This window comes from Cellulosimicrobium funkei (assembly GCF_900155925.1).
In the GTDB taxonomy this organism is placed as follows: domain Bacteria; phylum Actinomycetota; class Actinomycetes; order Actinomycetales; family Cellulomonadaceae; genus Cellulosimicrobium; species Cellulosimicrobium funkei.
This window is the reverse complement of record NZ_FTMI01000001.1, coordinates 495,055-516,166: the sequence shown is the minus strand read 5'-3', so window position 1 is coordinate 516,166 and position 21,112 is coordinate 495,055. Positions and strand designations below refer to the sequence as shown.

Annotated in this window: 23 protein-coding genes; 12 read left to right on the top strand and 11 right to left on the bottom strand. The window is 74.6% G+C overall.

What is annotated here, in order from left to right; translation table 11 throughout:
• Positions 1-2: 2 nt before the first annotated feature.
• Both BXA05_RS02225 and BXA05_RS02220 read right to left on the bottom strand, forming a co-directional pair.
• Positions 3-776 (bottom strand): HAD-IIA family hydrolase, encoded by a 774-nt coding sequence (locus BXA05_RS02225; protein ID WP_021482670.1) that lies wholly within the window; start codon positions 774-776, stop codon positions 3-5.
• A 1-nt stretch (position 777) separates the two neighbouring features.
• Complete coding sequence (locus tag BXA05_RS02220) at positions 778-1,485, bottom strand: VTT domain-containing protein (protein WP_082774328.1); 708 nt, start codon at positions 1,483-1,485, stop codon at positions 778-780.
• A gap of 205 nt (positions 1,486-1,690) precedes the next feature.
• On the opposite strand from BXA05_RS02220, the gene BXA05_RS02215 reads away from it, so the two are divergent.
• Both BXA05_RS02215 and fbaA read left to right on the top strand, forming a co-directional pair.
• Positions 1,691-2,398, top strand: coding sequence for a TrmH family RNA methyltransferase (locus BXA05_RS02215; RefSeq protein ID WP_128957622.1), 708 nt, complete (start codon positions 1,691-1,693; stop codon positions 2,396-2,398).
• A 109-nt stretch (positions 2,399-2,507) separates the two neighbouring features.
• Positions 2,508-3,530: a class II fructose-bisphosphate aldolase gene (gene fbaA / locus BXA05_RS02210; protein ID WP_021482032.1), complete on the top strand. Its 1,023-nt coding sequence runs from the start codon at positions 2,508-2,510 to the stop codon at positions 3,528-3,530.
• Positions 3,531-3,658: 128 nt separating this feature from the next.
• Here the strand turns inward: fbaA and BXA05_RS02205 are convergent, their stop codons facing one another.
• Positions 3,659-4,084: an STAS domain-containing protein gene (locus BXA05_RS02205; RefSeq protein WP_021482033.1), complete on the bottom strand. Its 426-nt coding sequence runs from the start codon at positions 4,082-4,084 to the stop codon at positions 3,659-3,661.
• A 139-nt stretch (positions 4,085-4,223) separates the two neighbouring features.
• Here BXA05_RS02205 and BXA05_RS02200 point away from each other — a divergent pair, with 139 nt between their 5' ends.
• Positions 4,224-6,443 carry a SpoIIE family protein phosphatase gene (locus BXA05_RS02200; RefSeq protein ID WP_061267141.1) on the top strand — a complete coding sequence of 740 codons (2,220 nt, stop codon included), beginning with the start codon at positions 4,224-4,226 and terminating at the stop codon, positions 6,441-6,443.
• 15 nt (positions 6,444-6,458) lie between these two features.
• Here BXA05_RS02200 and BXA05_RS02195 read toward each other — a convergent pair whose 3' ends face one another.
• A complete protein-coding gene (locus BXA05_RS02195; protein WP_043653881.1) occupies positions 6,459-6,821 on the bottom strand; it encodes an STAS domain-containing protein in 363 nt (120 codons plus the stop codon).
• Between the two features lie 72 nt (positions 6,822-6,893).
• A complete protein-coding gene (locus BXA05_RS02190) occupies positions 6,894-7,328 on the bottom strand; it encodes a DUF3151 domain-containing protein (protein WP_043653884.1) in 435 nt (144 codons plus the stop codon).
• Between the two features lie 234 nt (positions 7,329-7,562).
• Between BXA05_RS02190 and BXA05_RS02185 the strand changes: the two genes are divergently transcribed.
• Both BXA05_RS02185 and purD read left to right on the top strand, forming a co-directional pair.
• Positions 7,563-8,849: an adenylosuccinate synthase gene (locus tag BXA05_RS02185; protein ID WP_021482868.1), complete on the top strand. Its 1,287-nt coding sequence runs from the start codon at positions 7,563-7,565 to the stop codon at positions 8,847-8,849.
• A 73-nt stretch (positions 8,850-8,922) separates the two neighbouring features.
• Positions 8,923-10,245 (top strand): phosphoribosylamine--glycine ligase, encoded by a 1,323-nt coding sequence (gene purD, locus BXA05_RS02180; protein ID WP_076403643.1) that lies wholly within the window; start codon positions 8,923-8,925, stop codon positions 10,243-10,245.
• Positions 10,246-10,329: 84 nt separating this feature from the next.
• On the opposite strand, the gene BXA05_RS02175 is transcribed toward purD, so the two are convergent.
• Positions 10,330-11,937, bottom strand: a complete 1,608-nt coding sequence (locus BXA05_RS02175; protein WP_244550361.1) for a ricin-type beta-trefoil lectin domain protein — start codon at positions 11,935-11,937, stop codon at positions 10,330-10,332.
• Between the two features lie 216 nt (positions 11,938-12,153).
• On the opposite strand from BXA05_RS02175, the gene BXA05_RS02170 reads away from it, so the two are divergent.
• A complete protein-coding gene (locus BXA05_RS02170; RefSeq protein ID WP_425291908.1) occupies positions 12,154-13,146 on the top strand; it encodes a phosphoribosylaminoimidazolesuccinocarboxamide synthase in 993 nt (330 codons plus the stop codon).
• 46 nt (positions 13,147-13,192) lie between these two features.
• Here BXA05_RS02170 and BXA05_RS02165 read toward each other — a convergent pair whose 3' ends face one another.
• Complete coding sequence (locus BXA05_RS02165; RefSeq protein WP_076403642.1) at positions 13,193-13,558, bottom strand: HNH endonuclease; 366 nt, start codon at positions 13,556-13,558, stop codon at positions 13,193-13,195.
• Between the two features lie 175 nt (positions 13,559-13,733).
• On the opposite strand from BXA05_RS02165, the gene BXA05_RS02160 reads away from it, so the two are divergent.
• From BXA05_RS02160 to BXA05_RS02135, 6 genes are all read left to right on the top strand, one after another.
• Positions 13,734-14,105 (top strand): PadR family transcriptional regulator, encoded by a 372-nt coding sequence (locus BXA05_RS02160; protein WP_076403640.1) that lies wholly within the window; start codon positions 13,734-13,736, stop codon positions 14,103-14,105.
• Positions 14,102-14,722, top strand: a complete 621-nt coding sequence (locus tag BXA05_RS02155; RefSeq protein ID WP_076403638.1) for a hypothetical protein — start codon at positions 14,102-14,104, stop codon at positions 14,720-14,722. Before BXA05_RS02160 ends, BXA05_RS02155 begins: the two co-directional genes overlap by 4 nt.
• A gap of 177 nt (positions 14,723-14,899) precedes the next feature.
• Positions 14,900-15,187, top strand: coding sequence for a phosphoribosylformylglycinamidine synthase subunit PurS (gene purS / locus BXA05_RS02150; RefSeq protein WP_021483374.1), 288 nt, complete (start codon positions 14,900-14,902; stop codon positions 15,185-15,187).
• A complete protein-coding gene (purQ, locus tag BXA05_RS02145) occupies positions 15,187-15,906 on the top strand; it encodes a phosphoribosylformylglycinamidine synthase subunit PurQ (protein ID WP_034654359.1) in 720 nt (239 codons plus the stop codon). The genes purS and purQ overlap by 1 nt, the downstream gene beginning before the upstream one ends.
• Entirely contained in the window at positions 15,903-17,060 is a 1,158-nt protein-coding gene (locus tag BXA05_RS02140; protein WP_244550360.1) for a GNAT family N-acetyltransferase, read from the top strand. Before purQ ends, BXA05_RS02140 begins: the two co-directional genes overlap by 4 nt.
• A 58-nt stretch (positions 17,061-17,118) precedes the next feature.
• Positions 17,119-17,433: a hypothetical protein gene (locus BXA05_RS02135; RefSeq protein ID WP_076403636.1), complete on the top strand. Its 315-nt coding sequence runs from the start codon at positions 17,119-17,121 to the stop codon at positions 17,431-17,433.
• On the opposite strand, the gene BXA05_RS02130 is transcribed toward BXA05_RS02135, so the two are convergent.
• The 4 genes from BXA05_RS02130 to BXA05_RS02115 all read right to left on the bottom strand — a co-directional run bounded on the left by BXA05_RS02130 (position 17,420) and on the right by BXA05_RS02115 (position 21,052).
• Positions 17,420-18,292 carry an LLM class flavin-dependent oxidoreductase gene (locus BXA05_RS02130; RefSeq protein WP_076403635.1) on the bottom strand — a complete coding sequence of 291 codons (873 nt, stop codon included), beginning with the start codon at positions 18,290-18,292 and terminating at the stop codon, positions 17,420-17,422. The two genes, BXA05_RS02135 and BXA05_RS02130, sit on opposite strands and share 14 nt — an antisense overlap.
• A 29-nt stretch (positions 18,293-18,321) precedes the next feature.
• Complete coding sequence (locus BXA05_RS19215) at positions 18,322-19,365, bottom strand: MBL fold metallo-hydrolase (RefSeq protein WP_083711265.1); 1,044 nt, start codon at positions 19,363-19,365, stop codon at positions 18,322-18,324.
• A gap of 1 nt (position 19,366) precedes the next feature.
• Positions 19,367-19,855, bottom strand: coding sequence for a DUF7832 domain-containing protein (locus BXA05_RS02120; protein WP_076403633.1), 489 nt, complete (start codon positions 19,853-19,855; stop codon positions 19,367-19,369).
• 144 nt (positions 19,856-19,999) lie between these two features.
• Positions 20,000-21,052, bottom strand: a complete 1,053-nt coding sequence (locus BXA05_RS02115) for an LLM class flavin-dependent oxidoreductase (RefSeq protein ID WP_076403632.1) — start codon at positions 21,050-21,052, stop codon at positions 20,000-20,002.
• Positions 21,053-21,112: the final 60 nt, after the last annotated feature.

The window sequence follows — 21,112 nt, the reverse complement described above, 5'->3', positions numbered from 1 at the left end:
CCTCAGACGAGGTCGACGAGGTCCGCGACGGAGTCGACGACCTTGCTCGGCCGGAACGGGTAGCGGTCGACGTCGGACATCGTCGTGGAGCCCGTCATGACGAGGTAGGTGTACAGGCCCGCCTCGATGCCCGCGACGACGTCGGTGTCCATCCGGTCGCCGATCATCGCGGTCGTCTCGGAGTGGGCGTCGATGCGGTTGAGCGCGGAGCGGAACATCATCGGGTTGGGCTTGCCGACGAAGTACGGCTTGCGGCCCGTCGCCGAGGTGATCATCGCCGCGACGGCGCCCGTGGCGGGCAACGGTCCCTCCTGCGAGGGTCCGGTCGTGTCGGGGTTGGTGCAGATGAACCGCGACCCGCCCAGCACGAGGCGGATCGCCTTGGTGATCGCCTCGAACGAGTACGTCCGCGTCTCGCCCAGCACCACGTAGTCCGGGTCGGACTCGGTGAGCGTGTAGCCGGCCTCGTAGAGCGCCGTCGTCAGCCCGGCCTCGCCCACGGCGTACGCGCTGCCCTGGGGGATCTGGTCGGTGAGGAACTGCGCCGTCGCGAGCGCCGACGTCCAGATCGACTCCTCCGGCACGTCGATGCCTGACGTCGCGAGCCGCGCCCGCAGGTCGCGTGCCGTGAAGATCGAGTTGTTCGTGAGGATGAGGAACGGCCGACCCTTGTCGCGCAGCGCGCGCACGAACTCCGGTGCGCCGGGGATCGCGTGGCCCTCGTGGACGAGCACGCCGTCCATGTCGGTGAGCCAGCTCGTGATCTCTCGGGTCATGTCAGGCGTCCTTCCCGTCCGTGTCGGCCTGGCCGACGGCGGTCGCGTCCTCCGCGACCCCGGTCCTCTGCTGGGCGTCGGCCGCAATCTGCGCCTCGAGCGCCGCCGCCCGCTTCTCCGCCCGCCGCCCGCGCCAGACCTCGACGACCATGGGCAGCACGGACAGGAAGACGATGAGGAGGACGAGCGCCTCGATGTTCTCCTTGACGAACGTGATGTTCCCCAGGAGGTAGCCGAGCCACGTGAGGCCGACGGCCCAGAGCAGCGCGCCGAGCGCGTTGAAGCCGACGAAGTGCCGGTAGTGCATCTTGCCGACACCCGCGGCGACGGGGGCGTACGTGCGCACGATGGGCACGAACCGCGCGATGACGATCGTCCGGCCGCCGTACTTCTCGAAGTAGGCGTTCGTCTGGTCGATGTACTTGCGCTTGAAGAACCGGGAGTCGGGCCGGTCGAACACCTTGGGCCCGACGGTGCGTCCGATGAGGTACGCCGTCTGGTCGCCGAGGAACGCTGCGGCGAACAGCAGGACGAGCAGCACGGGCAGGCTGATCTGCAGCGACTCCTGCGCGACGAGCGCACCCGCGGTGAACAGCAGCGAGTCGCCCGGCAGGATCGGGAAGAGCAGGCCCGTCTCGATGAAGATGACGACGACGATCCCGACGAGCGCGGCGTCGCCGAAGCGCTCGATGAGCGTCATCGGGTCCATCCAGTCGGGGCCCAGGGCGGCGACCGGTCCGGCGGCGCCGAGGCTCGCGGCGTGCGCGGCTCCCGGGAGGGCGGAGGCGAGCTCGGCGAGGGTGGTCACGGGTCACCAGCGTAGCCGGGCGCGGCTGCGTGGCCCGGCGGTCGGTGTGGACCCGCCGTGGAGGTCCGGCGACGACGGACCTGCGGGTCCCGGCAGAATGTGCGCCATGGCGAGCAGCGCGGGCGAGCGGGAGGCGGACGAGCGCGAGGTCGGCGTCGGCCCGTGGCCGGGCGGCCCGGAGGCGTGGCCCCGCGTCCCGGACCCCGCCGGACCGCCCGGAGCGACGCGGCTCGACCCTCGGTACGACCCCGAGCTGCTCGCGCACGGCGACCGCCGCAACGTCGTCGACGCCTACCGGTACTGGACGGTCGAGGCCGTCGTCGCCGACCTCGACGCGCGCCGCGACCCGGCCCGCCGGCTCCACGTCGCGATCGAGAACTGGGCGCACGACCTGAACATCGGCTCCGTCGTCCGCACCGCCAACGCGTTCAACGCGGCCGGGGTGCACGTCGTGGGGCGACGGCGGTGGAACCGCCGCGGCGCCATGGTCACCGACCGCTACCTGCACGTCCACCACCATGCGTCGGTGGCGGACCTCGCGGTCTGGGCGGCGGGGGAGGGGTTGCCGCTCCTCGGGGTCGACAACGTCCCGGGGTCGGTGCCGATCGAGGGCTACGCGCTGCCCGCGTCGTGCGTGCTGCTCCTCGGCCAGGAGTCGGCCGGGCTGACGCCCGAGGCGGTCGAGGCGTGCCGCGCGGTGCTCCACATCACGCAGCACGGGTCGACCCGGTCGATCAACGCCGGCGCCGCCGGCGCGATCGCCCTGCACGCCTGGGCGGCGCAGCACCTGGGGCCGACGGGGTCGCCGAGGTAGAGGCGTGGTCATCCGGGGACCACAGGTCGAACGGCCCTGACCTCGCGCTGTCATCCATGCCAGACTTTGACCTGACAGTCCACCCCGCACGACTCCACAGGAGCTCCGCATGCCCATCGCAACCCCCGAGGTCTACGCCGAGATGATCGACCGGGCGAAGGCAGGCTCGTTCGCCTACCCGGCCGTCAACATCACCTCGTCGCAGACCATCACCGCCGCGCTCCAGGGCTTTGCCGAGGCCGAGTCCGACGGCATCATCCAGGTCTCCGTGGGCGGCGCCGAGTACGGCTCGGGTTCGACGGTCAAGGACCGCATCGCCGGTTCGCTCGCGCTCGCGGCGTACGCGCGCGAGGTCGCGAAGAACTACCCGGTGCAGATCGCGATCCACACCGACCACTGCGTCAAGAAGAACCTCGACTCCTGGGTCCGCCCGCTCCTGGCCATCGAGGCCGAGCAGGTGAAGAACGGCGGCCTGCCGACGTTCCAGTCGCACATGTACGACGGCTCGGACGTCCCCCTGGACGAGAACCTCACCATCGCGGCCGAGCTGCTCGAGCTCTCGCAGGCGGCGCGCACGATCCTCGAGATCGAGGTCGGCGTCGTCGGCGGCGAGGAGGACGGCCACGAGGCCGAGATCAACGAGAAGCTCTACACGACGGTCGAGGACGGCCTCGCGACGATCGAGGCGCTCGGCACGGGCGAGAAGGGCCGCTACCTGACGGCCCTCACGTTCGGCAACGTGCACGGCGTGTACAAGCCGGGTGCGGTCAAGCTCCGCCCGGAGATCCTCAAGGAGATCCAGGAGGCCGTCGGCGCGAAGGTCGGCAAGGAGAACCCGTTCGACCTGGTCTTCCACGGCGGCTCCGGCTCCACGGCCGAGGAGATCTCGGCGGCGGTGGACTTCGGCGTCATCAAGATGAACATCGACACCGACACGCAGTACGCGTTCACGCGCCCCGTCGTCGGGCACATGTTCTCGAACTACGACGGCGTCCTGAAGATCGACGGCGAGGTCGGCAACAAGAAGGCCTACGACCCGCGCGCCTGGGGCAAGCTGGCCGAGGCCGGCATGGCCGCGCGCATCATCGAGGCGTCGCAGCAGCTGCGCTCCGCGGGCAACAAGATCCGCTGACGCCGCACGGCCCGGCGTCCGCTCCGGGCCCGCGTCGCACGAAGGCCCCCGGTCCGTGAGGACCGGGGGCCTTCGTCGTGCTGCGGCCGCGGGCGCGCCCGACGACGGGCGTCAGGCGGCCACGGGAATCAGTCGGTGGTGCCCGCGCCGTTGCCGGGAGGCTCGTCGAGGTCGAAGCCGGGGTCCACGTCGACGATGTCGAGCAGCTCGCCGATGCGGGTCACCTCGAGCAGGAACCGGACCGTGGGCGGGGCGCGGAGGACGCGCACGCGGTGCGGGCCGCGCGACGCGAGACGTGCGAGGAACGCCACACCGGACGAGTCCATGAAGGTCACGTGGTGGGCGTCGATCTCGACGGGCAGGCCGGAGTCCTCCGCCGCGGCGGTCGCCTCCTGGAGGTCGGCGCCGAGGTCGGCGTCGATCTCGCCCGAGAGCACGATGCGGGCTCGCGTCGTACCCACGATGACGTGCACGCTCGCGGGGTCGCCCGCTCCTGCGGGGTCGCCGGCGACGCCGACCGGGCGGTCTGCGGCCGGGGGTGTACCTTCGCGCACCGGCGCTCCTCTCTGGCGTGGTCCGGACCGGTTCCGGTCTCGGGAAGCACCAATCTACGGTTGAATGTCCAGTCGGGACAGTAACGCGACCGTGGCGTCCGTTTCCAGACGATCGACGCTCGGACCGTCGGAGGTGACGATGGGCAGCTCGCCGGGGCTCGGCACCGACCTGCCCGCGCACGTCCAGGAACTGTGCACACGCGCGATGGACGCCACCGGGGTCGCGATGTTCGTCACGGGCCCGCGGTCGGCGGAGATGCCGATCGTCTGGGTCAACCGCGCGTTCGAGCGGCAGACCGGGTTCACCGCCGCCGAGGTGCTCGGCCGCAGCCCCCAGGTCCTCGAGTCGCTCCTCGCGAACCCCGTCGACGCCCAGCAGCTCCGCGCCGCCGTGGCCGACGAGCGCGAGCTCACCTACACCGTGCGCACCTTCCGGCGCGACGGGGTCGCGGTGTGGACGCAGCTCTCGCTCGCGCCCCTCACCGGCCCGGACGGCACGGTGACCCACTGGGTCGGTGCGCAGGTCGACGTCTCCGAGCACCTCGACCGGTACGCGGCCCAGGTCGCGTCGCTCGCGCTCGAGCGGCGCGAGCGCGCGGTGCTCGACGTCGTCTCCCGCAGCTCCGACCTCCTCGCCGACCTCGACCAGCCGTACGCGTTGCGCGACATCACGGCGCTGCTCGCGGGGTACGTCGTCGACTGGGCGGGCTTCTACCTCAACGACGACGGGCTGCGGTACGCGGAGGGCGTCGACACGGCGGCGCCCCCGAGCGGGCGCGGCCAGCGGCACGGCCGCTACACGCCCGGCGTCCTGCCCCTGGCCCCGGGCGTGCACGCGACCGACGCGCTCGGCGACTCGGCCTCCGTCACCGGCTCGGTGCCGCGCGTCCGCGTGGACGTGCCCGACCGCGTCCAGGACGTGCTCGACGGGCGCATCGAGGGGCCGGTGACGCTCGACCTCTCCGCCACGTACCCGCAGTGGTCCGCGTCGGGCTGGCTCCAGCGCGACCTCCACCACCGGCTCTCCGGGCTGCCCCGGCGGCCGGGGTCCGTGACGGTGTCCGCCGTCCCGGGGCGCCGGCGCATCCTCGGCCTGCTCGTCACGGGAGACCTGCCCGACACGCCGCCGCAAGGGTTCGGCACCGACGCGGAGGCCCGCGAGGGCGTGCGCACGCTGCTGCAGGTCATCGCCCGCCGCGCCGGCACCGCGATCGACAACGTGCGCCTGTACGCGCGCGAGCACCGCCTCGCCGAGACGCTCCAGCGCGCGATGCTCCCCGAGCAGGCCGACGTCACGGGCCTCGACGTGTGGACGTACTACGCGCCGAACTCCGAGCACGCCCAGGTGGGCGGCGACTGGTACGACGTCCTGCAGATCGCGCCGGACGTCGTCGGCCTCGTCATCGGCGACGTCGTGGGGCACGACGTCGAGGCCGCGGCCGCGATGGGCCAGCTGCGCTCGGTGGTGCGCTCGTACGCGTACGAGCTCACGACGCCCGGCCCCGTGCTCGAGCGCGTCGACCAGCTCGTCCAGGGCATGCGCATCCCGCGCTCCGCGAGCCTCGTGTACGCGGCGCTCACGCAGCCGGACGCCGCGCAGCCCGAGGACACGTGGCGGATCGAGTACTCGCGCGCCGGCCACCTGCCGCCGCTCCTGCTGCGCGACGGCACCGTGACGCAGCTCGACGACGCCGGGGGAGCGCTCGTCGGCTTCGGCGGCCGCAGCCGCTCGACGGGCGTCGCGACGCTCCTGCCGGGCGACACGCTCGTCTTCTACACCGACGGCCTCATCGAGCGCCGCGACCGCGCCCTGCGGGTCGGGCTCGAGGCGCTCGTCGCGGCGTCCGAGGCGGTCACGGCCGTCGACGCCGCGGGCGTGGGCGAGGAGCTGCTGTCGCGCCTGGCCGACGCCCCCGAGGACGACGTCGCGCTCGTCGTCGTGCGCATCCCCGACCCGCAGCGGGACGCGTCCGCCGTCGTGCTCAGCCCGCGCAGCCGCCGCTGGCTCCTGCCGAGCGAGCCGGCGTCGATCGGGCGTGCGCGGCACGCCGTCGTGCGCACGTGCCAGGCGTGGGGCGTGCGGGAGAGCGCCAACGCGGAGCTCGTCGTCTCGGAGCTCGTCGCGAACGGCGTGCTGCACGGCTGGGGCCACCTCGCGCTGCGCCTGTTCGACACGGGCGACGGCATCCGCGTCGAGGTCGAGGACTCCAACCCGGCGCCCCCCGTCCCCACGGACGGGCACCCGAACCGCATGGGCGGCTTCGGCATGCAGATCGTCGAGCGGCTCGCCGACTGGGGGTGGCGCCCGACGGCGTCGGGCAAGCTCGTGTGGGCAACCCTGCGACCCTCGGGGCGCTAGGACGCCCCGCGGGCGTCAGGCCGGGGGCTCGACCTTGGCGAAGCCGGACGGGGGCGTCGCGGGCTCGCAGCGGTGGTCGTTGTCGATGCGGAACAGCTCGAGCGCGCCGCACACCTCGAGCACGAACAGGTCGCGGTCGTCGCAGCCGCGCAGCACCGTCGCACCGCCGCGCTTGCGACCGGCGTCGGCGAGCGAGATGAGGAACGCCGCGCCGGTGGAGTCCATGAACGTCACGCGGCACATGTCGATGACGAGGAGCTGACGGCGCAGCCCGACGACGCGTGCAGCGATCTCCGGGAACTGGTCGCGCTCGGCGAGATCGAGGTCTCCGGCGATGACGAGGGTCGTCGTCGCGGGGGACGTGGCGATCTCGATCATGCCCACGACTCTAGACGCCGCCCGGGTGCGTCGCGCGCCCACCCGGTGGTCGCCGGGCGGACGCGCGGCCGGTCAGCGCAGCGCGCGCACCTCGTCGGCCGAGGTCCCGGAGTCGCGCAGGAACTGCTCGCAGCGCTCCGCCTCCTCGACCTCGCCGAGGTACGCGGCGCACTCGGCGAGGGCCAGGAGCGCGCGCAGGAAGCCCTGGTTCGGCACGTGGTCGGCCGGGATCGGTCCCTGGCCGCGCCAGCCGGCGCGCCGCAGGGAGTCCAGCCCGCGGTGGTAGCCGGTGCGCGCGAACGCGTAGGCCGTCACCGCGCCGCGCGAGCCGTTCTCGTGGAGGAAGTCCTCGGCGAGGTAGGCCCACGCGAGCGAGCTCGCGGGCGAGCGGCCCGCGATCTCGTACGGGTCGCCGTCGGCCGCGATGGCGTCGCGGACGTGCGCGTAGTCGTCGGGCAGGCGGACGGGTGCGGGGCCGTCGAGGAGGTTCGGGTGGGTGTCGCTCATGAGGCCATTCTGCCCATCCCGGGCGTGACGCGGTCGATAGACGCCTCGAAGGTCAATTTCCGTCATCCGCCCGGTAAACTCGGCGCCGGTCCCCGGGTCTCTGCCGCCCGGGTGACGCCTCGGGCCCGCGGGCCCGGCGCCGTCGGGCACGCGTGCCCGCTCCGCTCCGGACGTCGGTGCGCGCCCACGACCATGACCGGCCCGAGGAACAGGCAGCGCGAAAGTGGGGATTCCATGCCAGGCGTGGTGCTCGTCGGTGCCCAGTGGGGCGATGAGGGCAAGGGCAAGGCGACCGACCTCCTCGGGTCCCGGGTCGACTACGTGGTCAAGTTCAACGGCGGCAACAACGCCGGCCACACGGTCGTCATCGGGGACGAGAAGTACGCGCTCCACCTGCTGCCGTCGGGCATCCTGTCCCCGGGGGTCACGCCGGTCATCGCGAACGGTGTCGTCGTCGACATCGAGGTGCTGTTCCAGGAGCTCGACGACCTGATCTCGCGCGGCGTCGACGTCTCGCGCCTGCTCGTCTCGGGCTCCGCGCACGTCATCGCGGGCTACCACCGCACGATCGACAAGGTGAGCGAGCGGTTCCTCGGCAAGCGCCGCATCGGCACGACGGGCCGCGGCATCGGGCCGGCGTACGCGGACAAGATCAACCGCGTCGGCATCCGCATCTGGGACCTGTTCGACGAGAAGATCCTCGCGGAGAAGATCGAGGGCTCGCTCGACCAGAAGAACCACCTGCTGGTGAAGGTCTACAACCGCCGCGCGATCACGGTGGACGAGACCGTGGCCGAGCTGCTGCAGTACGCCGACCGGCTCAAGCCGATGGTGGCGGACACGGCGCTCGAGCTGAACAAGGCGCTCGACGCGGGCAAGAACGTCCTCTTCGAGGGCGGGCAGGCCACCATGCTCGACGTCGACCACGGGACGTACCCGTTCGTCACGTCGTCCAACGCGACCGCGGGCGGCGCGCTCACGGGCTCGGGCGTCGGGCCGACGCGCATCAGCTCCGTGATCGGCGTCATCAAGGCGTACACGACGCGCGTGGGCGAGGGCCCGTTCCCGACCGAGCTGTTCGACGCGAACGGCGAGTACCTGCTCAAGCAGGGCGGCGAGTACGGCGTGACGACGGGCCGCGCGCGCCGCTGCGGCTGGTACGACTCGGTGATCGCGCGCTACGCGACCCGCGTCAACGGCATCACCGACATGGTGCTCACCAAGCTCGACATCCTCACCGGCTTCGAGAAGGTCCCGGTCTGCGTCGCGTACGACGTGGACGGCGTCCGGTACGACGAGATGCCGCTCGACCAGACGGCGTTCCACCACGCGAAGCCGATCTACGAGGAGCTCGACGGCTGGTGGGAGGACATCTCCGGCGCCCGCACGTTCGACGACCTGCCGGTCAACGCGCAGCGCTACGTGCACGCGCTGGAGGAGATGTCGGGCACGCGGATCTCCGCGATCGGCGTGGGCCCGAGCCGCGACGCGATCATCCCGCGCCACGACCTGATCCACTGAGCCGACGACGCCCGCCGACCACGGCCCGGACGCCCCGCGGGGCGTCCGGGCCGTCTCGGTAGACTCGGCGCCCGTGAAGATCCTCGTCGTCGGGACCGGTGCCCGCGAGCACGCCATCGTCCACGCCCTCGCGCACGAGGCCGACCGCCCGGGCGCGGAGCGCCACGAGCTGCACGCCGCCCCGGGGAACCCGGGCATCGGGGACCTCGCCACGCTGCACGCGGTGGACCAGGACGACGGCGCCGCGGTGGCCGCGCTCGCGACGGACCTGGGCGTCGAACTCGTCGTCGTCGGCCCGGAGGCGCCGCTCGTCGCCGGCGTCGGGGACGCGGTGCGCGAGGCCGGCGTCCCCGTGTTCGGGCCGAGCGCCGAGGCCGCGCGGCTCGAGGGGTCCAAGGCGTTCGCGAAGGACGTCATGGCCGCCGCGTCGGTCCCCACGGCGCTCGCGCACGTGTGCACCGACGTCGACGAGGTCGCGGCCGCCGTCGACGCGTTCGGCGCGCCCTACGTCATCAAGGACGACGGCCTGGCCGCGGGCAAGGGCGTCGTCGTCACGGAGGACCGCCAGGCCGCGCTCGAGCACGCCGCCGCGTGCTTCGCGACGCCCCGCCGCGCGGCGGACGGCACGCCCGAGGACCCGTGCGTCGTCGTCGAGGAGTACCTCGACGGTCCCGAGGTCTCCCTCTTCTGCGTGAGCGACGGCGCGACGGTCGTGCCGCTCGCGCCCGCTCAGGACTTCAAGCGCGCGTTCGACGCCGACGCGGGCCCGAACACGGGCGGCATGGGCGCGTACAGCCCGCTGCCGTGGGCGCCCGAGGGCCTGGTCGAGGAGGTCGTCACGCGCGTCGCGCAGCCGACGATCGACGAGATGGCGCGCCGCGGCACCCCGTTCGTCGGCGTGCTCTACGTGGGCCTCGCGCTGACGAGCCGCGGCACGCGCGTCGTCGAGTTCAACGCGCGCTTCGGCGACCCGGAGACGCAGTCCGTGCTCACGCGCCTCGCGACGCCGCTGTCCGCGGTCATGCTCGCGGCGGCGCAGGGGCGGCTCGCCGAGGTCGGCCCGCTGCGCTGGCACGACGACGCGTCGGTCACCGTCGTCGTCGCGGCGCACGGCTACCCGGGCGCCGTCCGCGGCGGCGACCCGATCACGGGGATCGACGCGGCAGAGGGCGTGGAGGGCGTGCACGTGCTGCACGCGGGCACGTCGCGCGCGGACGACGGCGGCCTGGTCGCCTCGGGCGGCCGCGTGCTGTCGGTCGTGGCGCGCGGCGCGGACCTGGCCGAGGCGCGCCGCCGTGCGTACGCGGCGGTCGACCGCATCGTGCTCCCCGGCTCGCACCACCGCACCGACATCGCGGCGAGGGCCGCCGCGGGCGAGGTCACGCTCGCGCGCTGACACTCCGCCGTCGAGCACGGCACGGCGGTCGTTCTCCGCGGGGAGCGACCGCCGTGCCGTGCGCAGCACCTCAGGGGCGAGGCGTCAGGCGCGGCGCCACTTCTGGGCCGCGGTGCCGTTGCACGTCCAGATCTGCAGCTTGGTGCCGTCGGCGCTGTTGCTGCTCGGCACGTCGACGCACTTGTTCGCCAGCACCGACACGAGGTCGCCCGCGCCGCTGAGCACGAACTTCTGGGCCGCGTTGCCGCTGCAGTTCGCGAGCTGGAGCGCCGTGCCGTCGGCCGTGGCCGCCCACGCGACGTCCATGCACCTGCCGCCCGCGCGGACGGTGCCGTCGGCCTCGAACGTCCAGCGCTGCGCGCTCGACCCGTTGCACGTCCACAGCTGGAGGCGCTTGCCGTCGCTGAAGTCGGACCCGGGGACGTCGATGCACTTGCCCGCGAGCCCGACGAGCGCGCTGCCCGACCCGCCGCCCGTGGTCACGAGCGACAGTCCGTAGGCCGACAGGATGGGGTTGACGGGCTGGTAGATGAACTTGCCGCCGTTCGAGCAGTCGTTGATGCGGCCCGACGTGACGCCCTGCGCCTGGTTGCCGGAGATCACCGACCCGCCCGAGTCGCCGCCCTCCGCGCACGCGCTGCCGCGCACGAGGCCGGGAATGTCGCCGTTGCCGTAGTTGACGGTGATGTTCTTCTGCTCGATGACGCCGCAGCGCCAGCCGGTCGTGGCGCCCGAGCGGCACACCGACGCACCCACGGGCGCCTCGGCCGAGCCGGCGACGTCGACGGTGCCGCCCGCGTAGTTGTTCACCCGGGGGACGGGGGAGAACCCGGCGTCGACGCGCACCCACGCGTAGTCGTGGCCGGGGAACGACGCCGCCTGGACCGTACCCATGCGCGCCCAGCTCGCGGTGAGCACCTCCTTGCCCGCCGCGCCGCAGTGCCCCGCCGTGACGAAGCCGCCCTGCACGGCGAAGCCGATCGAGCAGGCCGAGCCCGACGACGCGCCCGGGTCCCGGGTGATGTAGCGGTCGCCGCCGCGCACGTCGGCCGTGAGCTCGTACGGCGCCGCGAGGACCTCGGTGCGCACCGCGGCTGCGTCGACCCCGGACGCGGCGACGAACGCCTGCGCTGCCGCGGGGTCGAGCGACTCGACGACCACCTCGTTCGTGGTGACGTCGACGTACCAGGCCTGGACGGCGTCGGGGGTGGTGGTCGCGTCGAGCCGTGCCGCGACGTCGTCGAGCTCGGCCAGGCCGTGCTCCACGACGACGGCCGTCGCGCCGGCCGCCTCGACGTCGGCGACCGCCGCCGGGTCGGTCACGGCGACGACGGGGGCGCCCGCCTCGGCGTCGACCCACGTGCCGGCGTACGCCGTCCCGAGACCGTCGCTCAGTGCGCGCTCGACGGTGGCCGTCGCGGCGTCGAGCGCGAGCCGGTCGGCGACGTCCGCGGCATCGAGCCCCAGGTCGCGCTCGAGAGCGCGGAGCTGCCCTTCCGACAGGTCGTCGGGGGCGGGGGCGGCGGGGCTCGCGGTCGTCGGTGACGGGCTCGGGCTCGGTGCGGACAGGGGCGCGCCCGCGGGACCGAGAGCGTCCGCGTGCGCGGTCGTCGCGAGGCCCACGCTCGCGACGACCACCCCCACCCCGGCCGCTAGCGCTGTCAGGCGATGGTGCATCGTGCGGTGGTGCATCGTTGCCTCCTCCGTGCGGATGGGGCCCGCCGCCGTCGGTGGGCCCGGACAGCAGCGCACGCGCCCCCGCAGGAGTCGCTCCGGTGCGGCCCCCTGGCGGCGGGAGAGCGCTCCCACGGCCGTCCTGGGAGGCACAGTAGCGACTTTTCGTCCCTACGTCGCGCGCTCCTGGACCGGTGGGCGAACCTCGCCGGGGCCGGTGCGAGACTAGGGGCCGTGACGCACCCACCCCTGGACCCCGGCTCGGCTCTCTCGCTCGGAGAGGCCGACGCCTTCGACACGGCCGCGCTCGACCTGCCCGGCTGGACGCACGCGTACTCCGGCAAGGTGCGCGACCTGTACACGCCGGACCTGCCGGCCGTCGGGGGCGTGCACCCCCTGGGCGACGTCGTCCTCGTCGTCGCGAGCGACCGGGTGAGCGCCTACGACCACGTGCTGTCGCCCGGTATCCCGGACAAGGGCGTCGTGCTCACGCAGCTCAGCCTGTGGTGGTTCGAGCAGCTCGCCGACCTCGTGCCGAACCACGTCGTCTCGACCGCCGTCTCGGCGGTGCCGGGCGACGGCCTCGTGCCGGACGTCGTCGCCGGGCGCGCGATGATCTGCCGCCGCCTCGACATGTTCCCCGTCGAGTGCGTGGCGCGCGGGTACCTGACGGGCTCCGGCCTCGTGGAGTACCGCGCGGGCGGCGAGGTCTGCGGCGTGCCGCTGCCCGACGGCCTCGTCGACGGGTCGCGCCTGCCCGAGCCGATCTTCACGCCGGCGACGAAGGCTGCCGTGGGCGAGCACGACGAGAACGTCTCGTTCGACGTCGTGGCCGAGCAGATCGGCCTCGACGACGCCACGCGCCTGCGCGACCTCACGCTCGCCGTGTACGCGCGCGCCGAGGAGATCGCGCGCGATCGCGGCGTGATCCTCGCGGACACCAAGCTCGAGTTCGGCGTGGACCCGGCGACGGGGGAGACGGTGCTCGGCGACGAGGTGCTCACGCCCGACTCGTCGCGCTTCTGGCCCGCGGACCAGTGGGAGCCGGGCCGCGCGCAGCCGAGCTTCGACAAGCAGTTCGTGCGCGACTGGCTCACGTCGCCCGCGTCGGGCTGGGACCGCGCCGCGGACACCCTGCCGCCGTCGATCCCGGCCGACGTCGTCGCGCGTACTCGCGCGCGCTACCTCGAGGCGTACGAGCGGCTCACCGGATCGCCGCTCGCCTGACGCCTGACGCCTGACGCCTGGCTCCTGACGCCTCGCTCCGGACGCCTCACGCCGTCCGCAGGGTGCCGGGTCGGAGGTAGGTGTGCCCGCTCGGCGCGGTCCACCGGACCGACCCGTCGGCGAGCAGCGCCGGGCGCCAGCCGTCGCGTGCCCGGACGACCCGGTGGTGGCGGCACAGGGCGACGAGGTTGTCGGCCCCGTGCGCGGGCTCCGTGTCGTCGTCCGTGCCCGTGCCTGTGCCTGTGACCGGCCGCGGGGCGACGACGTGGTCGAGGTCGCAGCGGAACGCGGGTACGCGGCAGCCCGGGAAGACGCACGTCCTGTCGCGCGCGAGGACGCGGGCCACGGTGGCCGGCGCGGGTCGTGAACGGCCGCGGTCGATCATCGGGACGGGTGCTGCCGGTGCGTCCATGGTGAGCCTCCGTGCGTCGTCGGGCGAGGTGTCGTGCGAGGGCGGGGAAGGGGCGCGACCCCGCCCTCGCACCGTGCCCGAGCGTGCGTCTCGAACACGTGTTCGAGCCTAGCCCCACCCTCCGACACACTCCGAGCGCTTGCGCACATAGGTCGCCGGGCGATATATATCGACCATGGTCACCTCAGCCCCGTTCCGCATGACGGAGCAGGCGTACCTCGTGCTCCTCGCGCTCAGCGGGGAGCCACTCCACGGCTACGCCGTCATCCGGTCGGTGCGCGACCTCTCCGACGGCCGCACCCGCCTCGGCGCGGGCACCCTCTACGGGAACCTCGACCGCCTCGTCGCGGCCGGTCTCGTCGAGCCGACGGGCGAGGAGGTCGTCGACGGCCGGCTGCGTCGCTACTACCGCGCGACCGACGACGGGCGCCGGGCCGCCCGCGCCGAGACCCTCCGCCTCGCCGAGCTCGCGGAGCGCGCGCGCCGGTCGCTCGCCCGCGGGGCCGGTCGGGGCGCCGCCGACGGTCTCGCCGGGAGCGGCGCGTGACCGGGCGGCGGGCCGGTGCCGGTGGTGCGCAGCCCGGCCGCAGTGCCCGCGGGGCGCGCGGCGCCGACCGGTACGAGCGGTCCGCGCGGTTCTGGCTGCGCGCCTACCCGCGGCGCTGGCGCGACCTGCACGGGGACGAGGCGCTCGCCGTCCTGCTCGACCTGGCACCCGAGCCGGACGACGGCGCCGCTCCGCGCGGCATCGGCGCCCGCGAAGCGTGGGGCCTCGTGCGCGCGGGGTGGGCGCTGCGGTGGCGCGAGCACCCGCCGCTCGGGCGCTGGCTGCTCTACCGGTCGCTCGACCTGCGGCTCCCCGCGCGGTACTGGTGGTGGGTCGCCGACGACATCCACGGGGCGCTCTACCCCTGGCGCGCCACCCTGGGCAGCCTGGGGACCGCGCTGGCGGTGTTCTACGGGTGGCCTGTCCTGGGCCACGTCCTCTTCTCGAACGACGTCACCCGGCCGGACCTCTGGCTCGGCGCCGTCTGGTGCGCGGCCGCGTTCGTGAGCGGGTTCCTGTTCCGCCGCTCCCACGTCGACCGGGCCTGGCGCAAGCACGTGCACGACGGCAACATCCCCGTGGGCACCCCGGACCAGCGCCGCACCGCGGGCGGCTGAGCCCGCCCGCTCACCGTGCGGACGCCCGACCGGGCGGGTGCGCGCGCCCGCTAGACTGAGCGCGGAATCCCGCCGTCGGCTCCCGCTCGTCCCGTCCTCCCGGGCGTCCTCGACGCCCGTGACGTGGCCGGGATCCCGGAGCCCCGGCCCTCCCAACACTCTCGCCAAGGAGCCCCCGTGGGACGCGTCGTCGTCGAGGTCATGCCCAAGCCCGAGATCCTGGACCCGCAGGGCAAGGCCGTCGTCGGGGCGCTGCCGCGCCTCGGCTTCACCCAGTTCACCTCCGTCCGCCAGGGCAAGCGGTTCGAGCTCGAGGTCGAGGGCCCGGTGACGCCGGAGGTCCTTGCCGCCGCCGAGGAGGCCGCGGTGAAGCTCCTGTCGAACCCCGTCATCGAGGACGTCGTGCGCGTCGCCGACATCGAGACGGACGCCGCCGCGACGATCACGTCGCAGGGTCTCGCCTGATGACCGCCTCGGCTCTCGCGACGGCCACGGTCGGCGTCGTCACCTTCCCCGGCACGCTCGACGACCGCGACGCCGCGCGCGCGGTGCGTCTCGCGGGCGGCGAGGCGGTGTCGCTCTGGCACGCCGACGCCGACCTCCACGGCGTGGACGCGGTCGTCCTGCCCGGCGGCTTCTCCTACGGCGACTACCTGCGCGCGGGCGCGATCAGCCGCTTCGCGCCGGTCATGGAGTCGATCGTGGACGCCGCGAAGGGCGGCATGCCCGTGCTCGGCATCTGCAACGGCTTCCAGATCCTCACCGAGGCCCACCTGCTCCCGGGGTCGATGGTCAAGAACGACCACCTGCACTTCGTGTGCCGCGAGCAGGTCCTCGTGGTCGAGAACGCCGACACCGCCTGGACGCGCGACTACACGGCCGGCCAGCGCATCACGATCCCGCTGAAGAACCAGGACGGGCAGTTCGTCGCCGACGAGCGGACGCTCGACGAGCTCGAGGCCGAGGGGCGCGTCGTCTTCCGCTACGACGGGTGGAACCCGAACGGGTCGCGCCGCGGCATCGCGGGCATCTCGAACGCGGCAGGCAACGTCGTCGGCCTCATGCCCCACCCGGAGCACGCCGTCGAGCCCGGCTTCGGCCCGGCCGCCGAGGCCGGCCCGCGCGCCGGCACCGACGGTCTCGGGTTCTTCACGTCCGTCCTGGGCGCGCTCGTCCGCGCGTGACGCTCCCGCGCGTCCTGCCCGACGCCGTCGGGCGCCCCGGGGCCGGGGTCGTCACCGTGGCGACGGTCCCGGCGGACGACGCCGCGGCCGAGCGGCTGCGGTCGCGGCAGCAGGCGGAGCTCGCGGTGCGCTACGGCGAGCCCGACGCCGGCACGTTCGCCCCCGAGGCGGCGCTCGCGAACGTCGTGGTCCGGGAGGACGGCGAGCCGGTCGCGTTCGTCGCGCTGCGCGACGTCTCCGGCACGCCGGACGGACGTGGCGGCACGCACCCCGCGGGGACCGGCGAGGTGAAGCGCCTGTACGTCGAGCCCGCCCACCGGGGTCGCGGGCACGCACGCACCGCGATGCGCGCGCTGCACGAGCGCGCGGTCGCCGCGGGCCTCGACCGGCTCGTGCTCGAGACGGGCACGCTCCAGCCGGAGTCCATCGACCTCTACCTCGCGCTCGGGTACGTGCCGATCGAGTCGTACGGCCACTACGCCGGCCAGCCGCTCTCGCGCTGCTTCGCGCTCGACCTGCGCGTGTCGCCCGCCGCTGCGTCGGATGCCGCCGGAGCGCGGACCGCCGCGCCGGATGCCACCGGACCACGGGGCGCTGCGCTGGACGGCACGAGGTCGGGGCCCGGCGCCGCGGCGGGCGGCCTGGTCGTCGGGGGTGCGGCGGTCGAGCTCCGAGCCGTCCCGTGGGACGACCCCGACGCGGCAGCGCTGCGCCGCGAGATGCACGAGACGTCGTCGGCCGTCCTGTACCCCGAGCTCTTCAGCGGCCTCGACTCCGCCGGAGGCTTCGAGGCCGTGGACGCGCGCCTGGGAGCGGACGTCGTGGTCACCCTCGTCGCGTACCGGGACGGCGAGGCGCTCGGGTGCGCGTCGCTGCGACGGCCCGAGCCCGGCGCGCCGCAGGACGCGCTCGAGGTGAAGAAGGTGTTCGTGCGCGAGAGCGCGCGCCGCACGGGGACCGCGCGCCGGCTCCTCGACGGGCTGGAGACGGCGGCGCGTGAGCGCGGGGTCTCCACGCTCCTGCTCGAGACGGGCATCCGCCAGCCCGGCGCCATCGCGCTCTACCGCTCGCTCGGCTTCCGTGCCGTCGCGCACTTCCCGCCCTACGACGGCGACAACCATGTCGCGCTGTGCTTCGCCAAGCCGCTGACCTGAGGCGATACCCCGCCGTGCCGCATATGACCGCGCTGTCCGGTTCCGCTAGGGTGGACCGGTGATCCCCCTCGCGTCCGGCGCCCACTCCGTGGCCTCCGTCGTCCTCGAGCTGCTCGGGTGGGTCTCCGCAGCCGTGACGCGGGTGCCCGGACGGATCGGTGCGCTCGCGGCGGAAGTGCGCGAGACCGCGGCGGGCTGGGGCCTCCCGGTCGGCGAGGTGACCGACCTCTATGCCGACTTCCCCGTCCGCCTCGCGCTCGCCGTCGGCGCCGTCGCGCTGGTGTGCGCGGTGGTCGCCCTCGTCCACGGCCTGCGGCAGCGGCCCGGCGCCGCGGGCACCGAGGGCGACACCGGGCGCGTCACCGGGAGCTGAGCAGCGGCGCGACCTCTCGCCCGAGGAAGCGCACGAACGCCTCGACGTCGGGCTCGTCCGCGGTCGGCTGGACCGCCACGGCCGTCGCGCCCGCCTCCGCGAGAGCCAGGACGCCCGCCGCGACCGCCTGCGCGTCGCCCGCGGCGCCGATGCCCCGACCGGGCTCCGCGCCCCACACCGGCAGCTCGCGGTCGACCCGCGCCTGCGCGTCCGGGCCCGTCGCGGCGATGAGCGTCGCGTGGACGTCGAACCCGGGGCCCGCACCGCCCTCGCGCGCGACGGCCGCCGCGCCCCGCACGTCCTCGGGGGTCAGCGCGTTCGTGAGGATGAGACCGTCGCCGAGCTCGCCGGCCAGCGCGAGCGTCCGCGGCCCCGACCCGCCCAGCCACAGCGGGACGGGACCCGTGGGCGGCCAGTCGAGCCGGACGGCGTCGAGCGTGACGTAGCGACCGTCCGTCGTGACCTCCTCGCCCGCGAGCAGGCTCCGCAGCGCCGTCGCGTGCTCGCGCAGGAGCGTCAGGGGAGACGCGACGCGCACCCCCGCCTGCCCCATCCACTCCTGGACGCCGTGCCCGACCCCCGCGACGAGGCGACCGGGGAACATCCGCGCGAGCGTCGCCACCTCCATCGCCGTGATCGCCGTGCTGCGCAGCGGGGCGGGCATGAGCCCGATGCCGACGCGCACGCGTTCGGTCCACGCCAGGGCAGCGGCCGCCGAGGCGAGTCCGGACTGCTTGAAGCAGTCCTCCCACACCCAGAGGTCGTCGAGGCCGGCGTCCTCCGCCGTCGTCGCGAGCCGCCGCAGGCTCTCGGGTGCGTGGGTGGGCACGAACGCGATACCGAGCCGTGGTGTCGTCATCCCGTCATCGTGCACCGTGGCACCGACAGTCAGCCGTCGCGGCTCGGGGCGCCGGGGGTGTCGTCGGCCGCGTCAGCTCCGATGTCGGCGATCGTTCTGGTTCTGGTTCTGGTTCTGGTGCTGGTGCCGGTGCCGGTGCCGGTGCCCGCGTCGGTGTCTGGGCCGGCGAGGAACGCGAGCTGCGCCGCGACCGACTGCCGGGCCGCCCCGCGGACCGTGGGGTCGACGTCGGCGTAGACCCGCGCGACCATCTCGTCGACCGCGCCCGGTGCGTCCGGGGCCAGGCCGAGCGTGGTCAGCGCGGCCCGCACCTGGGCGAGACGGTCGTGACGGTGCTCCCGGTACGCGCGAACGCGTGCCGCGAGGTCGTCGACGACCGGTCCGTGGCCCGGGAGGCCGGCCACCGGTCCCAGGCCGCCCGAGACGGCCTCGATCGCGTCGAGGCTCGCGAGGTAGGCGCCGAGGGACCCGTCGGGCGCCGCGATCACCGTCGTCCCCGCCCCGAGCACCGTGTCACCCGTGAGGATCGTCGTGCCCGACGGCGCCCGCGCGCCCTCGTCCGCCGCGGTCCCGGAGCCCGCGGCGGCGGGGCCCGCGGTGCCGGAGCCCGCCGGGCCCGGGTCCGCCGTGCGGCGGGCGCGGTCGTCGGTCGAGGCGACCGGGCCGTCGTCGGGCAGGACGAGGCAGACCGAGTCGGCGGTGTGGCCGGGCGTGGCGAGGACCACGACCCGCAGGCCCGCGGCCTCGATCACCTCGCCGTCGCGCAGCGGCGCGCCGCCGTGGCAGTGGTCCGGGTCGGCGGCCCGCACGGGGGCGCCGGTGCGCGCGCGCAGGCCGGGGGACCCGGCCGTGTGGTCGGCGTGGCGGTGGGTCACGAGCACGAGCTCGACCGGCCCGGCGGCGGCGAGCGCGTCGAGGTGGGTCGCGTCGTCGGGCCCCGGGTCCACGACGACGCACGACGCCGAGCCCGGCGCGCGCAGCACGTACGAGCGCGTGCCGTCGAGCGTCATGGGGCCGGGGTTGTCGGCGCGCAGGACGGCGGCGAGGCGCGTGACGGGCGTCGGGGCGCTCATGTCACGCGCGGTGCCGCAGGACCGCCGGGCGGCCCTCGTCGTCCCACTGGGCGAACCGCGCGTCGATCAGCGGCGCGACGAGCTCGTACGTCTCCCACGTGTCCGGGACGCGGTACACGTCCTCGGGCTCCCCGTCGCCGGGGCTCACGGCGTCCACGTAGTCCTCGAGGTAGAGGCCGGCGTCGCCCTCGTCCTCGTCGTCGCCCGCGTAGTAGGCGCTCGCGAACGCGGTGCCGATGTCGTCGAGGTCGTGGTCGACGAGCTTGCCGTCGCACGAGTCGTGCACGAACGCGCCCGGCGTGACGGTGCGCTCGCGCAGCGCCGCGAGCTCGTCCGCGGAGTCCTCCTCGAGCTCCGGGGACGTGTGCCCCGCGAGCACCGCCCACGCGAGGAACATGCCGATGTGCGTCGCCCCCGCCTCGGGACCGGCCTCGGGCGGGTAGCCCTCGCCGCCGGAGTGCCAGGACGCGTCGTCGTACTTCGTGCTCATGCGCGCGACGCTACCGCCTCCCACCGACGCCGCCGCGCCCCGGCCCCGACGCCGCCGCCGACCACGACGCCGCTCCGCGTCGAGCACGACCTTGCTGTCGTGACGGGCGCCTTGGCGACAGCAACGTCGTGCTCGGCGGGAGGGTCAGACGGCGAGCTCGCCCGCGAGGAGCTCGAGCGTGCGCGCGCGGCCCGGCGTCGTGTCGAGCGCCTCGTCCGCGCGGGACGCGGCGACGGGCACGACCATGACCTCGTCCACGCCATGGCGCTCGGCGAGCCGACGGACCTCGGCCGCCGCGGCGTCGGGCGTGCCGACGGCCCAGCGGCGCAGGCTGTCCTCGACCATCTCCCCGGCCGCGCCGTCGAGCGGCGCGGCCTGCGCCTCCTCGACGGTCTCGAGCGCGGTGAGCGCCTGCCCGGTGCGCAGGCGCGCCATCATGCGGGCCTGGGGGAGTGCCCGGGCGCGCGCCTCGTCGTCGGTCTCCGCGACGACGGCGTTGAGGGTGAGGAACGTGCGGGGCTCGGGGAACGCCTCGCTCGGGCGGTAGCCCTCGCGGTACAGGGCGAGGATCTCGTCGATGCCCTGGCCCGAGAAGTGGTTCGCGAACACGTACGGCAGGCCGAGCTCGGCCGCGAGGCGCGCGGAGTAGTCGCTCGACCCGAGCAGCCAGACCGTCGGGGTGCCGTCCGCGGCGGGCGTCGCGTGCACGTCGTAGACCTGCCCGCTCGTGAGGCGCAGCGTCGCGCCCTGCGGGCTCATGAGCGCGAGGATGTCCGTGACGTGCTGGGGGAAGCGGTCGACGTCGGCCGTCGGGCCGGTGATGCGCAGGAGCTGCGTGACGACCGGGTCCGAGCCGGGCGCGCGGCCGAGGCCCAGGTCGACCCGCCCCGGCGCGATCGCCTCGAGCGCCGCGAACTGCTCGGCCACGACGAGCGGCGCGTGGTTGGGCAGCATGACGCCGCCCGAGCCGACGCGGATCCGGTCCGTCACCGACGCGGCCGCGGCGATCATCACGGGCGGGGTCGAGGCCGCGACCGCGGGCATGTTGTGGTGCTCGGCGAACCAGTAGCGCTCGAAGCCGAGCCGGTCGGCGAGGCGGACCAGGTCGAGCGACGCTCGCACCGCCTGGGTGCTGGACTGGCCCGAGCGGACGGGCACGAGGTCGAGGACGGACAGGCGGGGGGTCTGGGTGCTCACCCTGGTGCCAACCGGCCACCCCCGTGCCTCATTCCCCGGGGCGACCGCGCACGCCTGCCA